At 44.1% G+C, this 16,222-nt stretch carries 7 protein-coding genes; 5 read left to right on the top strand and 2 right to left on the bottom strand.

The window, feature by feature from the left end; translation table 11 throughout:
- Positions 1-109 precede the first annotated feature (109 nt).
- From H6H02_RS01725 to H6H02_RS01705, 5 genes are all read left to right on the top strand, one after another.
- Positions 110-2,794, top strand: a complete 2,685-nt coding sequence (locus H6H02_RS01725; protein ID WP_242040500.1) for a CHAT domain-containing protein — start codon at positions 110-112, stop codon at positions 2,792-2,794.
- A 475-nt stretch (positions 2,795-3,269) separates the two neighbouring features.
- Positions 3,270-4,043 carry a DUF928 domain-containing protein gene (locus tag H6H02_RS01720; protein ID WP_190813999.1) on the top strand — a complete coding sequence of 258 codons (774 nt, stop codon included), beginning with the start codon at positions 3,270-3,272 and terminating at the stop codon, positions 4,041-4,043.
- Between the two features lie 218 nt (positions 4,044-4,261).
- Entirely contained in the window at positions 4,262-9,868 is a 5,607-nt protein-coding gene (locus tag H6H02_RS01715; protein WP_190813997.1) for a PAS domain S-box protein, read from the top strand.
- A gap of 5 nt (positions 9,869-9,873) precedes the next feature.
- Positions 9,874-11,862 (top strand): adenylate/guanylate cyclase domain-containing protein, encoded by a 1,989-nt coding sequence (locus tag H6H02_RS01710; RefSeq protein ID WP_190813995.1) that lies wholly within the window; start codon positions 9,874-9,876, stop codon positions 11,860-11,862.
- Positions 11,863-11,877: 15 nt separating this feature from the next.
- Positions 11,878-13,860, top strand: coding sequence for a diguanylate cyclase (locus H6H02_RS01705; protein WP_190813993.1), 1,983 nt, complete (start codon positions 11,878-11,880; stop codon positions 13,858-13,860).
- Positions 13,861-13,919: 59 nt separating this feature from the next.
- On the opposite strand, the gene H6H02_RS01700 is transcribed toward H6H02_RS01705, so the two are convergent.
- Positions 13,920-15,464: a GH3 auxin-responsive promoter family protein gene (locus H6H02_RS01700; RefSeq protein ID WP_190814239.1), complete on the bottom strand. Its 1,545-nt coding sequence runs from the start codon at positions 15,462-15,464 to the stop codon at positions 13,920-13,922.
- A 106-nt stretch (positions 15,465-15,570) separates the two neighbouring features.
- Positions 15,571-16,179 (bottom strand): acyl transferase, encoded by a 609-nt coding sequence (locus H6H02_RS01695; protein WP_190813990.1) that lies wholly within the window; start codon positions 16,177-16,179, stop codon positions 15,571-15,573.
- Positions 16,180-16,222 lie beyond the last annotated feature (43 nt).

Raw genomic sequence — 16,222 nt, 5'->3', positions numbered from 1 at the left:
AATCTTCCTCTCTCTTCTTTAGCGTTATTTGCGGCTCATTAAATCTTAAAAATAACCTTAGATCGTTAGAGAATTCTTATAAGAAGGTTTTTGATTTTTTTAACCGCAGATGAAATCAGAAAAATATGAACAATCATTGATTTTTGCCAAATTTTTAATGTTAACAATTCGTTGGTTCTTAAAAAAAATTTATTACTGGATTTGGCTAGCCTTGCTGACACTATTTTTGGTAACAACTGTTTTTCCAGCGCTAGCACAGACTCATCCTAAATTTTCTGATTCTGATTCACCATCGGTCTCTATTTCAAAAAATATTCCCGATTCTGATGCTCGTTCAGAATTTAAAATTCAGGATGATGCCTTTGTATTAGAACAAGGTAGAACCCTTTATGAAGCAGGACGATTTGATGAAGCGATCGCGTTCTGGCAACAAGCGCTCGAAAACCTTGAGGCGCGGGGCGATCGCCTCCACGTTGCCCTCGTTTTAAGCTATCTGTCGAACGCTTATCAAGAATTGGGACAATGGGAGCAAGCGAAAAACGCGATCGCTCAAAGTCTCAACTTCTTGCAAACCCAACCCGATGCAGCCACTCTTGCCCAAGTTTTAAATACTCAAGGCAGTCTCCAGCTAGCAATGGGGCAAACTGAAGCGGCTTTAGATACATGGAAACAAGCTGAAAAAGCTTACGCTGCGGCAGGTGATAACGTTGGAAAATTGGGCAGTTTGATAAATCAAGCTCAAGCTTTGCAAACATTAGGCCTCTACCGACAGGCTAAGACAAACTTAGAACAATTAAAAACTCAGTTGCAAAGTTTGCCGGATTCCTCGCTTAAAGTATCAGGATTGCGAAGTTTGGGAGTTACCTTGCAAGTCGTCGGAGATTTAACTCAGTCTCAGGAGGTTTTAGAACAAAGTTTGTCTCTCGCTCAAAGGCTAAACCTTCCTTTAGAGATTAACTCCAGTTTATTTAGTTTGGCAAATACTCTTAGAGCCTTACAAAAACCGAAGGAAGCGCTAGAAATCTATCAAAATATAGTAGAAAATTCTCCCAAACCTTTAGTTATAAAAGCCCAACTGAACCGATTAAGTCTTCTAGTAGAAACTGAACAATCAGCCGCAGCCCAAGCATTATTACCCCAAATCCAGTCTCAATTAGAGAGTATCTTACCTAGCCGCGCCGCTGTCTACGGTCGAGTTAACTTAGCTGGATCTCTCATGAAATTGAGAGATCCCAAAGAGCGATCGCAAATGGTCAATTCTCAAGAAATTGCCCAAATACTCGCAAAAGCTGTCGAACAAGCGAGAATGCTGAAAGACTCCCGTGCTGAATCTTACGCACTGGGTCAACTGGGATACCTTTACGAACAAACGCAGCAGTGGGAACCCGCTGAGGATTTGACAAGACAAGCACTGGCGATCGCGCAAGAAATTAATGCTTATAGTATTGTGGCTCGTTGGGAAGGACAACTCGGCAAACTGCTCAAACAGCAAGGCGATATTCCGAATGCGATCGCTGCTTACACCAAAGCTGTTAATACCTTACAATCCCTCCGCAGCGACTTGATTGCGCTTAATCCCGACGTTCAACTTTCATTCCGCGAAAACGTCGAACCCATTTACCGTGAGTTGGTGGAGTTACTATTAGAATCTAATCCCAGTCAAACAAACATCAAACAAGCTCGCGAAGTCATTGAAGCGCTACATCTAGCAGAATTAGATAATTTTTTCCGAGAAGCTTGTTTAGATGTTCAACCCCAGCAAATTGATCAACTCGATCCTCAAGCAGCAGTCATCTACCCGATTATTTTGTCGAATCGTTTAGAGGTAATCTTATCTTTACCCGGAAAACCTCTCAGCCATTACACGACTCAGTTACTGCAAAATGATGTAGAAAAAACGCTAGAGCAATTATTAGAATCTCTGAATCTATTTTTTTCAAGTGAATCTCGTTTGCTCCTGTCTCAACAAGTTTATAGCTGGTTAATCCAACCTGCTGAAACAGAATTAACCAAAAGTAATATCGCCACTTTAGTATTTGTGCTAGACGGTTCGCTGCGAAATTTACCAATGGCAGCGCTGTACGATGGCAAACAATATCTCATTGAAAAGTACAATATTGTTGTGTCTCCGGGTTTACAGTTGGTTGTACCACAAGCGGGAAGTGCGTCGTTAAGTCAGTTACTTGCCCAAAAGCGAACCAAAATTTTAGCAGGTGGAATTACTGAAGCTCGGCAAGGTTTTGCAGCATTGCCAGGAGTAGGCATTGAAGTCAGTCAAATCGCGTCTGAAATGCCGTCTAAAGTATTTCTAAATCAGAATTTTACCGAAGCAAACCTAGAGAACTATCTGAATAAAAATTCTTTTCCGATTGTTCATCTAGCTACTCATGGTCAGTTTAGTTCTAGCTCAGCCTCTACATTTATTCTGACGTGGAATAGCAGGATTAATGTCACAAAGTTTGAAAATTTATTACGTTCTAGAGATTCGAGTAATTTTAATTCAATTGAACTATTAGTTCTGAGTGCTTGCCAAACTGCAACTGGCGATAAAAGAGCGGTCTTAGGATTAGCAGGAGTAGCCGTGCGATCTGGCGCACGCAGTACCTTAGCAACTCTTTGGTCAGTCCAAGATGAATCCACTGCTAAGCTAATGAGCGAATTTTACCAGCAACTCTTACAAGGAGAAAGCAAAGTTAAAGCTCTTCGTCGGGCACAGATAACTCTGCTTAAACAGCCAAAATATGCTCATCCTTTTTACTGGTCATCTTTCATTTTAGTAGGAAGTTGGCTTTAAATAGGTAGGAGTTTTGGTCTACTAACTTGGCGATTTTCGGAGATTCTGTTTTTTATAAGGCTAACAGAGAGTTATCCACAGGTAATCTTGCAAGCGCAAAACGGTTTGGATAAGATGATTTCTTAAACAGGATAGATTATAGAGACACGATAAACCTTGCCTCTACGCAGCGAAAACTATTGCGTATTTCTACTAATCGAACCTATTGATAGCAATTTTATTAGAGCTGTGAGCCATCGGTTCAGATTCCGGACTTCGTAAGAGTTGTCCGGAATATTGCATTCACGAACCCTTTAGCCGCTTATTTCTATCCTCAGCTTGCGATAGAAACGCTAAAAGTCCATAAACCAACATGATTACTGTTCTCCGAGGAACTTCTTACAACGACCAGGTATTTGTACTGAAGTAATCTACGTGTTTTTACAGTAATAATTAAGTGTAAATTCAGTAAAATCTTTTTTTTGGATGTAAGAAAATGGCACAGCAAAAATCTTTTACCACTCAAACGTTAGTCGCATTTTTTTTATCACTAGGACTGATTATTACTCCTAGCTTTTTCACTAAAGTGAGCGCCCAAACCGAGTCGGCTAGTCAATCTCAGACTCTAGCTGATATTTCGATAGGTCGCGTAACCTTTGAGCCTCCAGGAAGTGGACAACCAGATGACACGGCAGGAGGTGCATCTCGTGGTGATGAATGTCCTCAAGCGGTAATCGCTATAGGTGGGTGTGTGACTCCGCTGGTGCCAATCGCTACAAGTAAGTTAACAGTAGCAGAGCATCCAACATTCTTAGTTTATGTACCTCCGACTTCTGCTAAGGAAATATTTTTTGGATTAGTAGACGAAAATAACAATTTTCATTACCAAGCAAAAATTCCGATTTCGAGTCAAGAAGGCGTTCTTAGTTTCAAACTTCCGGGTAATGCGCCACCTCTAGAAATTGAAAAGAAGTATCGGTGGACTTTTATTATCATTGGCGAGCAAGGACTCAGACCCGGTAGCCCAGGGGTACAAGGAGAAATTCGACGAGTTCAACTCAGCTCTGAGGTAATGAGCCAGATCCAGAATCAACCTCTACTAGAGCGTGCTGCTCTGTATGGAAAACATGGGATTTGGTTCGATACTGTAGCGAGTTTAGCTGAAGCTAGACGCTTAGAGCCGAGTGAAGCAACCTTGGCTTCAACATGGCAGGAATTGTTAAATTCGATTGGGCTACAAGCGATCGCTACAAAGCCACTTTTAAACTAGGGTATGGGAAAATCTAACGTTTTGAGGATTTAAGAGTAGGGCACAGAAGGATTGAATTAGTTAAGTAAATATACTTAGCTCGGAAAACAGGCGAGTTGAGTCGGATGCTGCCGAATTAAATTCAAGCATCAATCAATTGCCAGAATACATAAGGGGAATGGGGAAAGAAGAAGCATTTTCCTTTTCCCCTTCCCCTTATTTTTGATGCTAATAAATTAATGGTGCAAAAACTTAAAAAGCAAATTCGCCAATGGCGCGGGCTGCTGATTACAGCTCCGATTGTGGCTGGCACAGTCATTACTACAAGTTATTTAGGCTTACTGCAAATATTTGATTTGGCTATATTGGATCAATTTTTTCGCTGGCGACCTCGCGAACCCATTGATCCGCGGATTGTAATTATTAGTATTGATGAATCAGATATTGAAAAGGTCGGACGATGGCCAATTTCTGATGCTCTGTTAGCTGAAGCGATCGCAAAACTGAAAGTTCAGCAACCCAGAGCCATTGGCTTAGATATTTACCGAGATTTGCCAGTCCCTCCTGGTCATCAAGCACTGGTTAAAGTATTTGAATCTACGCCTAACCTAGTGGGTGTCGAAAAAGCGGTAGGAGATGCAGTTGCCCCACCCCCAACGTTGAATCGTCTGAACCAAGTGGGACTCGCCGATTTGGTGTTAGATGCAGATGGCAAAGTCCGTCGAGGGTTGCTGTCTATCAAAACATCTGATGGTAAAACCCACCTGGGCTTAGGCGCAAAGCTGGCTTTAATGTATCTGGAAAAAGAAAAGATTACCCTCCAGAGCGCTGGTGGCAAGAAATTGCGATTAGGTAAAGCTGTATTTGCCCCATTTACGGGAAATGAAGGCGGTTACGTTCGTGCCAATTCTGGTGGGTACCAGATTTTGTTGAACTACCGGGGGATGTTAGAAAATTTCTCCACGGTATCGATGACGGATGTTCTAGAGAACCGCATCCCGCCGAATCTTTTACGCGATCGCATTGTCTTAATCGGCGCAATCGGCTCTAGCTTCAATGACCTTTCCTTCACCCCTTATAGTAGTAGTCTCTTTGCAACTCCCAAACGATTACCGGGCGTAGTCATTCATGCCAATTTAACCAGTCAAATTTTGAGTGCTGCTTTAGAGGGTCGTCCTTTCATCCAGGTTTGGTCTGAACCAAAAGAAGCCTTATGGATTTTGGTTTGGTGTTTGATTGGCAGTGGAGTGAGTTGGACGTTACTTCGCTTCAAACCCTTTAAACATCATGTTGTTGCTAGATGGATCGTTTATGGGGTTAGCATTTGCCTAATCGGGGGAATTCTGACGGGTGGCAGTTACCTCGCTTTTTTAGCAAGCTGGTGGCTACCCGTTGTTGCCCCGCTAATCGGCATGACTGGCTCTGCGGTTGCGCTGATCGCTTATCGCAGCCTGGAATACCAACACATAGCCAACTGGGATCGCAAACAAGCAGAAGCCGCGCTGCGGGAAAGTGAAGCGAAGTTTCGCCATCTTGCAGAAAATGTACCGGGTGTAATTTTCCGATACATCCTCCATCCAGACGGTAGCCATAAGTTTACTTACATGAGTTCCGGCACTCGTGAAATCTATGGATATGAACCAGAAGCGATCGTCCAAAATCCTCAACTTGCCTGGGATGCGGTGCATCCCGATGACCTGCCTTTGCTAAATGAAACCATTTTGGTTTCTGCTAGAGACTTGCAGCCTTGGTACTGGGAAGGTCGAATTACCTCGCCTTCTAGTCACTTGAAATGGGTGCAAGCCACTTCCCGCCCAGAAAAACAACCCAACGGCGATATTATTTGGGATGGCTTGCTCGTTGACATCACCTGGCGTAAGCAAGCAGAACATCTGCTTGCCGACTACAACCGTACTTTAGAAAGCCAAGTACAAGAGCGCACTGCTAAACTAGCCCAAACCAATGCCCAGCTAGAACAGGAGATTGCCGAACGCAAGCAGGTAGAAGCAGCCTTGCATCAGAATGAAGAACGAATGCAGGCGCTTTTGAGCGCGATTCCCGATGCAATGTTCCGGCACCGGATAGACGGCACTTATTTAGACGTAAAACCAGGCGAAGAAGCCTTGCAGATGCTGCCTGAAGCTTTAATTGGCAGAAACTTACGGGATTTACCGATGCCCGAACAGGTTAAAAATGATCTGCTGGAGCATTTTCGGGTAGCAGTTGAAACTGGAGAGCGACAAACCTACGAATACGACGTGGAAGAACCCGATGGCATTCACAACTACGAGGCACGCATCGTCAAAAGTGGTGCTGATGAAGTGGTTTGTATCGTGCGGGATATCACAGAACGCCAGCGTTTCACGGCTGCTTTAGAGGAAAGCGAAGAACGCTATCGTTCAGTCGTGACAACGATGGCAGAAGGTATTGTTTTGCAGGATGCCAACGGGGTTATCCATACCTGTAACGCTAGTGCTAAACGAATTCTCGGCTTGTCTCGCGAGCAAATGATGGGACGAACTTCCCTCGATCCCAGCTGGCAAACCATTCGTGAAGATGGTTCACCCTTTCTAGGGGAGGAACACCCAGCAATGGTGACACTACGAACTGGCGAACCTTGCTCTGATGTAGTGATGGGAGTTTATAAGCCAGATGGTAGCTTAACCTGGATTTCTGTTAACGCCCAACCTCTCTTTCGGGCTGGCGAATCTCTGCCGTATGCAGTGGTATCTTCATTCGCGAATATTACGGCTCGCAAACAGGCAGAATTCGCATTAAAAGAAAGCGAAGCCCGGTTTCATGCGTTCATGGATAACAGCCCAGCGGCTTCTTGGATCACGGATGAATATGGGCGAATTGTTTTCTTCAGCAAAACCTACCGCCAGATACTCCAAATCCCAGAAGACTATGTAGTTGGAAAAACGCTTACACAGCTTTATCGTGATGAATTCGCGCAACAGTATCTGGAAAACATTCGGAAAGTCATCCAAACGAATCAGTCAGTAGAGGCGATCGAACAAGCTCCCAGATCGGACGGCACAATCGGGGATTTCCTCGTGTACAAGTTTCCCCTGGAGAACCTCTCTGGAGAACGCCTTGTCGGAGGTGTGGCGATTGACATCACCGAGCGCAAACGGACAGAGCAAGCGCTCAAAGAGAGCAACGAACGTTTTCAGCTAGCGGCATCGGCAATTAAAGGATATGTTTACGACTGGGATCTGAAGCAGAATATTGTTCTGCGGACGCAGGGACTCTATGAAACTAGCGGATACCATCCCGAAGAAGCCGGACTAACGGGTGACTGGTGGGTTGAGCGCGTCCATCCGGGGGATTTGCAGCAGGTTTCGCTCACGTTTTGTGAGGCGATCGCTAGTGAAGATGATTATATGCTTGAATATCGGTTCCATCACCGAGAAGATGGCTACAATCATATTTTGGATTATGGGGTAGTCGTGCGAGATGCAGACGGACAAGCACTTCGAGTCGTCGGTCATGCTATCGATATTAGCGATCGCAAACGTATAGAAGAAGCTTTCCGGGAAAACGAAGCTCGCTTGCGGAGCCTTGCCAATAACCTTCCTGGCGCGGTTTTCACCTACACTTACTCGGCCGACGGCAGACATTTTCTAGACTACATCAGTGAAGGGTGTAGCGAACTATTAGGGATTTCCGCTCAAGCGGTGATGGGGAATTTATCTCTCCTACTAGAGCGATACCACTCAGAAGACCTCCCTGGTTACAACGCCGCTTTAGAGATTAGCCTCAATAATTTAATGCCTTTCTATTATGAGTGGCGCTATCTCCACCCAGATGGTATTACTCGTTGGCTAGCAGCCAGCTCTCGTCCGGAATCTCAAGCTAATGGCAGCATAATTTGGCGGGGCGTACTTCTGGATATTAGCGATCGCAAAATTGCTGAAGAAGCTCTCCGGCAGCAACAAGAGTTCCTGCGAAAGGTAATTGACAATGACCCCAACACCATTTTTGTAAAAGACTCGGAAGGACGGTTTGTGCTGCTTAACAAAGCTGCTGCCAAGCTCTACAACACGACTGTAGAAGAACTGATGGGTAAACGGGATGTAGACTTCCATCCATTCTTAGAGGATGTTGAGCATCTCCTCCAAGAAACCCGCTCTATCATTGAAACAGGTCAAGCCTTATTCGTTCCCGAAGAAAAAGTGACAGCCGCAAATAACCAGGATAAATGGTTTCAGTGGCAAAAAATTCCTCTGCATCCACCTGCAAGCGATAAAGTCTGCGTTTTAGGAATCGGAGTCGATATTACCACTCGTAAAAGAGTAGAAGCTGAACTTGAACGAGCCAAAAAAGCCGCTGAGGCTGCTAACCGCGCCAAAAGCATCTTTCTCGCCAACATGAGTCACGAACTCCGAACCCCCCTCAACGCCATCTTAGGCTTTTCCCACCTCATGAGTCGTGCCCCCAATCTTTCAACAGAACAGCAAGAAAATCTCACTATCATTCGTCGCAGTGGAGAACATCTGTTGACCCTGATAAACCAAGTCCTTGACCTCTCCAAAATTGAAGCTGGATGCATGACGCTGAATGAAAATAACTTCGACCTCTACAGCTTGCTAAAGGATGTCGAAGCGATGTTTTCTTTGAAAGCTAGAGAAAAGGGTTTAAACCTAAAATTTGACTGTGCTGTCGATATTCCCCAATACCTCCGCACAGATGAAGTCAAATTGCGTCAGGTGTTGATTAATCTGCTAGGTAACGCCGTTAAATTTACTGCTTCCGGAACGGTATTAGTTAAAGTGAAACTGGGGATAAGAAATTCCGACTCATCTTCTGTCTCTCCCCTTTCCTCAATTATCTTTGAAGTTTCCGATACGGGAGCCGGTATTGCTTATGACGAACTCGACAAAGTATTTAAACCTTTCGTGCAAACGTCTGCCGGGGAACAAGTGCAAGAAGGAACTGGCTTAGGATTGACAATTAGCCGTCAATTTGTCCATTTAATGGGAGGTGAAATGACCCTCATCAGTGGCGGCAAAGCTTTCACCCCCGGAACCCCTATCAGGGAATTCAATGACGATACAAGTGCTTTATTTGCAAAAGGAACAACATTTAAATTTAACATTCAAGCAAATATTATTGCTCCCAGCGAGATTGCAATACCCCTCCAAAACCACCGCGTTATTGCACTCGCGTCCCAGCAACCTCACTATCAAATGCTGATTGCAGATGATAGCGATTCTAATCGCCAACTGCTGCTCAAACTTCTCCAGCCCCTTGGTTTTGAATTACTAGAAGCTTGTAATGGAAAAGAGGCATTAGAAATCTGGGAACGTAATTCACCTCATTTAGTTTGGATGGATATACAAATGCCAATCTTGGACGGCTATGAAGCTACTAAACAGATTAGAAAGTGGGAGCATCAGAAACCTTCATTCCAGAATAAACTACCCAATTCTCGTACCATCATTATTGCTCTGACTGCCAGTTCCTTAAATGAAGATAAAGCATCTGCTATTGAAGCTGGTTGCGATGACTTTATCCGTAAACCTTTTCGAGAAGCAGATATTTTTAATGCTGTCCAAAAACATTTGAATGTCTCCTTTAATTATGAGAAACTTAGTGATGCATCTGAAAAAGACTCGCTAGAATCGCCAGCCTTAAATACTGCCGAACTGGCTGATTTACCTAAGGATTGGTTGAGAAAATTATATCAAGCTCTTGTTGAAGGGGATTTGGAAATTATCACTGCACTGATTGAGCAGGTGCATCCCCAAAATGAAGTTTTGTCAAAAGCTTTAATGGCATTAGCTAATCAATACCAATTCGAGCAACTGTTAACCTTGATTAAATCTGTAGAGCCTTTATAATCATAATGGAATCACCTATCGCTAGACCTAATATCCTAGCAGTTGATGATAATCCTGTAAATTTAAAACTGCTGTTTCACATATTATCTGAACAAGATTACAAAGTGCGAGTTGCACCCAACGGTCAACTCGCCATCAACGCTTGCAATTCAAATCCTCCCGATTTGATTTTGCTCGATGTTAATATGCCAGACATGAATGGATATGAAGTTTGTCAACATCTAAAAGCTTCAGAGAAAACTCGCGACATCCCGGTTATCTTCATTAGTGCTTTAGATCAAACAGTTAACAAAATAAACGCTTTTAAAGTTGGTGGTGTTGACTATATTACAAAACCTTTTGAACGTTTAGAAGTGTTAGCTCGAATCGAGAATCAGTTACGGATTCGAGAACTAAAAATGCAACTGACAGAGCAAAATAAGCTACTGCAAAAACACCTAGAATCCCGGCGACAAGCAGAAGTTGAACTCCGTCTTTTACTCGTAACCACTCAAGCGATTAGCCGCAAAAAAGACGTTCATTCGGTGTTACAGACTGTATTGCACTTAGTTGGGATGACAATTCAATGGGATTATGGCGAAGCTTGGTTGCCCGCCGAAGATAAAAATATCTTAGAATGCAGTCAAAATTGGTACTCTAGCCACTCTAGTTTCTTGGATTTTAAAAACCAAAGTAGAACAGTTATCTTGGCAGCTAATCTTGGCTTGCCAGGGAAAATCTTTGTTTTCAAAAAGCCAGAATGGGAAGAAGATATTCTAGCCTTCAAAGATTCACATTCCAAAGATTCATTGATTCTAAATAAGGAAAAAAGAGCTGCTAGTTCAGCATCTGCTTTTGGAGTTCCCATTATTCTGAACGAACGAGTATTAGCTATTCTGGTTTTCTATAAAAAAGGTTCGGTTCCGATTAATTCACATACAATTAATTTAGTGACCGCGGTAGCTACCCAATTAGGCCCTTTAATCGATCACAAGCAAACTGAAGAAATTCTCAGAATTACTCAAGAACGCTATCACAGCATCGTTGAAAATGCAGTAGAAGGCATTTATCAGACAACACCTTGCGGGCGTTATTTGAGCGCTAATTTAGCACTAGCGAAGATTTATGGTTATGAATCTCCAGAAGAACTAACAACCAGTATTAAAAATGTTGAACAGCAACTTTATGTTGACTTAAACCGACGACGTGAATTTATAGAAGCAATGGAATCTAATCATGCTGTCATGGGATTTGAGTCTCAAGTTTACCGCCGGGATGGGACAATTATTTGGATTTCTGAGAATGCCCGTTCAGTCTGCGATTCCAAAAATAAACTTCTCTATTACGAGGGAACTGTTTCTGATATTACAGCGCGAAAGCTTGCTCAAGAACAAACAGAAAAACTCTTACTAAATATATTACCAAAGCCAATTGCTGAGCGTTTACAACAAAAGCAGCAAGTCATTGCCGATAGTTTTGCTGATGTTAGTGTTTTATTTGCTGATTTAGTAGGTTTTACTAACTTTGCAGCTACAAAAACTCCAACGAAACTTGTAGAAATACTTAATCGAATTTTTATTGAATTTGATATGTTGTCTAACAAACATGGGTTAGAAAAAATAAAAACCATTGGGGATGCATATATGGTAGTAGGAGGACTACCAATACCAGGAGCAGATCATGCTTCATCAATTGCCAAACTAGCCTTAGAGATGCAAAGTTTTATCGCTAGATTCAATATTGAAATTAATGAGAACTTTAGTCTCCGGATCGGCATTAATATTGGACCTGTAGTCGCTGGAGTAATTGGTTTAACAAAATTCAGCTATGACTTATGGGGAGATACCGTGAATGTGGCTTCCCGAATGGAATCAAGTGGGATTCCTGGTCAAACTCAGGTAACGGCTGCCGTTTACGAACGCTTAAAAGAACAGTTTGTTTTCCAAGAACGAGGGACTATTTCAGTAAAAGGGAAGGGGGAGATGATGACTTATCTCTTAATTGGTCAAAAATAACGATACAAACACTTTATGCCTCAGGGTCAAGATTTAAAATCAAAAGAGAAAATACTGGTAGTTGACGATACCCCAGAAAATGTTAGTTTGTTAACTAAAATTTTATCAAATCATGGATATAAAGTGCGGGTTGCCCTGAGTGGTAAGCTAGCGCTGCAATCGGTTCAGGCAAATCCTGTCGATTTAATTTTGCTTGACATCAAAATGCCGGATATGGATGGGTATGAAGTTTGCCGACAGTTGAAATCCTTAGAGAAAATCTGTAACATCCCGGTTATTTTTATCAGTGCTTTAGATGCAACTTTTGATAAGGTGAATGCTTTTACATTAGGAGCAGTAGATTACATCACCAAACCGATTGAGCCACTTGAGGTTTTAGTACGAATTGAACATCAATTGGCGCTGCGTCAGTTTCAGTTACAACTGCAAACTCAGAATACACAGTTACAACTCTTACTAAGTACAACTCAAGCAATTAGTTCTGCTGCTGATGTAGAAGAAGCATTAGAAGTCATTTTGATCGCTCTTTGTCAAAACCTCGGTTGGGAGTTTGGGGAAGCGTGGATGCCGTCCTCGGAGGGAACCGTACTTGAATACCGTCGATGTTGGTACGGGGATGTCCGTTTTGATGAATTTCGACGCCAGAGTGAGGCGTTTCGTTTTTCTCTTGGCGAGGGATTGCCAGGACGAGTGTGGGTGTCCCAACAAGTGGAATGGATCGCAGATATGACGCAGGAGAACTCGACCGTTTTTCTGCGAACTCAAATTGCCACACAAGCGGGACTGAAAGGGGTCTTAGGAATTCCGATCGCTTTCGACCATCAAGTGCTGGCAATTTTGATATTTTTCCATAAACAGGAAATGACACCAGATGAGCGATCGCTCCAACTCGTTAATGCAGTCGCGACCCAATTAGGCTCAATGATTCAGCGCAAGAAAGCAGAGGAAGTGCTGCGACAACAAGCAGCACGGGAACGGCTAATTGCTGAAGTGACTCAACAAATTCGCCAATCGCTGAATTTAGAAGAGATTCTGGATGCAACAGTCAACAGTATTCGACGCTGTTTGCTTTCAGATCGAGTGGCTATCTACCAGTTGGGAGCTAACAACAACGGCACCTTTGTAGCAGAATCAGTCGGTAAAAAATACCCTCAAATGTTAGGGAAGACTGTGAATCCATCCTGGATTCAAGAATGTTTTAGCACCTTTTCTCAGGGATTCCCAATCGTCTTGTCTGATGTTGAAAAGTTTAATTTTACAGACGATGGAATTAAGTTTTTCCAACGCTATCAGGTGAAAGCTGTTGTCGCAATGCCGGTTTTGAAAGAAGAGCGTCTATGGGGGTTACTGATTGCTCACCAGTGTGCTGCTCCTCGTGACTGGCAGGCATTTGAAGTGGATTTGTTGTCTCAGTTGGCAAATCAGGTAGCGATCGCGATTCATCAATCCCAACTCTACCAATATGTGCAGTCTGCCAATCGGGAACTCCGGCAACTCGCTAACCTAGACGGCTTAACTCAGATTGCGAATCGTCGCCGATTTGATGAGTGTCTGGATGCTAGTTGGAAGCGCTTAAGACGCGAACAAGCACCGCTGTCTTTGATTTTATTAGATGTAGATTTTTTCAAACGCTACAACGATGCTTACGGTCATCTGGAAGGGGATGATTGTTTACGGCAGGTGGCTAGCGCGATTAAAAGTGTTGTCCGGCGTCCAGCGGATTTAGTGGCGCGATATGGTGGGGAAGAATTTGCCGTAATTCTTCCCAATACTGATATTGAAGGAGCGGTTTTCGTAGCAGAGACGATTCGGCAGGCAATCAGTAACTTGGCGATTCCCCACAGCGGCTCTAAAGTGTGCAGTTATGTAACCGTCAGTTTAGGTGTGGCGGGTAGTGTACCTAACTTAGACTTGTTGCCGCAACATCTGATTAATGCGGCTGATGCGGCACTTTATGCAGCCAAAAAAGAGGGGCGCGATCGCGTAGCGCGAGTGTAAGCACTCGGTTTTTCCTTTTTTTGTATGCAACTCCTGACTCAAAATCTCTAGAGAAGATGTCAGCGGAAACAACTGTTCTGAGAGACTTTTTCTAGATCGACAAGCAATTCTTCCTCAAGGGGTGCGATCGCTAACAGCGGGTGTTTCAAGTCTCCCCATTTCTTGCCAGCTCGCATCCCATACAGGGTGAGGATTTCCGGTATTTGTCTTGATACCAGCACCCGCGCCGGAGCCAGCTGTCCTAAGAGTCGAGCTTGTCGATAGTGGTGCGATCGCATCAAAGCATCATCTAACCGTTGAGCGATCGCTTCGGGCGGCTCTTTGGCGGTGTCGAGCAAAAGAATATAACGATCCACCGGCTTTCTAGAAGGCACCAAGCTCTTAAAAAACGTTCTTTCTAGCGCCAAATCCTCAAGGACAGAGCGCACGAATTCAGAATGCAGCTTCTCACCCACGAGATCGCTCGTCGCCTGATTTCTCCCCAAAAATTCCAGGCACGGCGTTCCTTGATAAAAGTGGCTGACGCGCACGCGATCGCCAATTCGGTAGCGGTATAATCCCCCTTTCTGAGAAATAATTATTTCGTAGTCAGTCCCCGCCACAATCTCGTGAAGTCGGTGGATTTTCCCCTCTCCATCCTCAAACTCAAAAAACACCTGATCGAGCAAAGGGACGCATCCCTTTGCCTGAATCAGGGGAATTGTCATCGGTGCCTCGGTGGCGAGGAGTCCTTTTCCCTGCACCATGACACCGGGAAAGCGCGATCGCAAAAACCCTGCACCATCTGCCGCATTCGCGCTATCCCAGCAGGAAATAAGTTTCAATTCTTGCCAAAGCAGCTTCCACGGAATCTCCGGCTCCAAGAGGAGTTTAGAGCGTTTCGCTGACATTTTGTTTTTAAGTTCTTTCCACAGTCGTACTCGATGCGTCTGGATGTAGTCGAGTTGTACGCGAAGGAAACTTGGACTCCAAATCGAGATAACTTCCAGATTTTCTTCGAGTAGAAGCGCGTGGGCAAGTTTCTCCTTGAATTCCTCTGCATTGCGAAGGCGATTCAATCCGGGAGGAGAAACCAGAAAGGGACGAAGAAATAACATTAACCATTCGTCCAGATACTCCGAATCATCCTCCAATCCAGCGGGAATACTATTTGGGCTTGCCGAATCAAGCCGGGGAGAGACGCAGAAGTATATCTTACCCGTAGAAAAGCCTGGGCCATGCTGAATTAGGTCATGCGCCCAAACACAGAACATCTGGTTAAAGGTAGCTCGAAGAGATTTGGTGTAAGGAATGGATTTTGCCGAGCCACTACTTCCAGAAGTCTTTTCGTAAAAGAGAATCGATTCTGGTGTCAAGATTGGCTGCTGGGTTGTTTTTTGCCGCTCGATCCACTCTTTGAGATCGTCGTAGTTAACAATCGGAATACGATGCCAATCTGCAACCGATCGGATACCTAAAAATTTGCCATATTCACTCTTGGCAAGATTGTCTACAATTTCCTCTTGAACGGATTGCTGGGTTCTTTGGGGATTTTCTAGTGCTTGCAAGAAGCCCTTGGCGTAGGGGGAAAGAAGTTGTCCGAAAAGCTTGACAATAGGGCGCATCATATCAAATTTGTTTGGAGGATTAATTTGGAACCTCACCCCCAGCCCCTCTCCGTTGACAGAGAGGGGAGCCGGAAGCAGGGGATTAACTGTCTTCGATTGAAGATTATTTGAATTTCTTGTTGGGATAGATGTGGGTAGCAACCGGAACGTAGGTTCCTTCCTCAACGACAACTCCGGGGCCAATGTGATTCCAGGCTCCTAGAAAGACATTGCTGCCGATTTTCACCTTCTTGACATACAGCATCAAGTCCTGTTTTCTGGGTTTAATGATGTGGGGGTAGATGCCTACTCCGTGACCGAAAACTGCGCGATCGCCTACCTCAATCAGTCCGCGATCGGAAATTTCTAACTGTGGCGTCCAGTAAACGCTTTTACCAATCTTGGCTCCCCACAGTCTCAGCCATAAGGAAAAAGCACCGGGAATCAGGCGTAGCAACGTTTCCAACGCTGGAAACGCAATGTAGATAAGTTGAATCTGATGACTTCCCCACCAGGGTGAATACTCTTTGCTGCCTAGATAGCTGATCCCTTCCTTGACGGGGTAAAAACGCTCGTGGAGGCGATACACCAACAGGGGAAACCCATACAGAGAAAGGAAAAGAGCCGAGATACTGAAGATTCCTGGAAAGAAGCAGATCTCCAGAAAAGATGCGATCGCAATCAGGATAACTAAGGAGGGAAAACAGGAGAGGATTGTGCCGAGGAAAGTCATAGTGAAATTAAAAATGCTTGCATTAAAAATGAAGAAGCCAATT

The organism is Coleofasciculus sp. FACHB-1120 (assembly GCF_014698845.1).
Taxonomy (GTDB): domain Bacteria; phylum Cyanobacteriota; class Cyanobacteriia; order Cyanobacteriales; family FACHB-T130; genus FACHB-T130.
The sequence above is the reverse complement of the archived record's forward strand: the minus strand, read 5'-3'. Positions and strand labels throughout refer to the sequence as shown.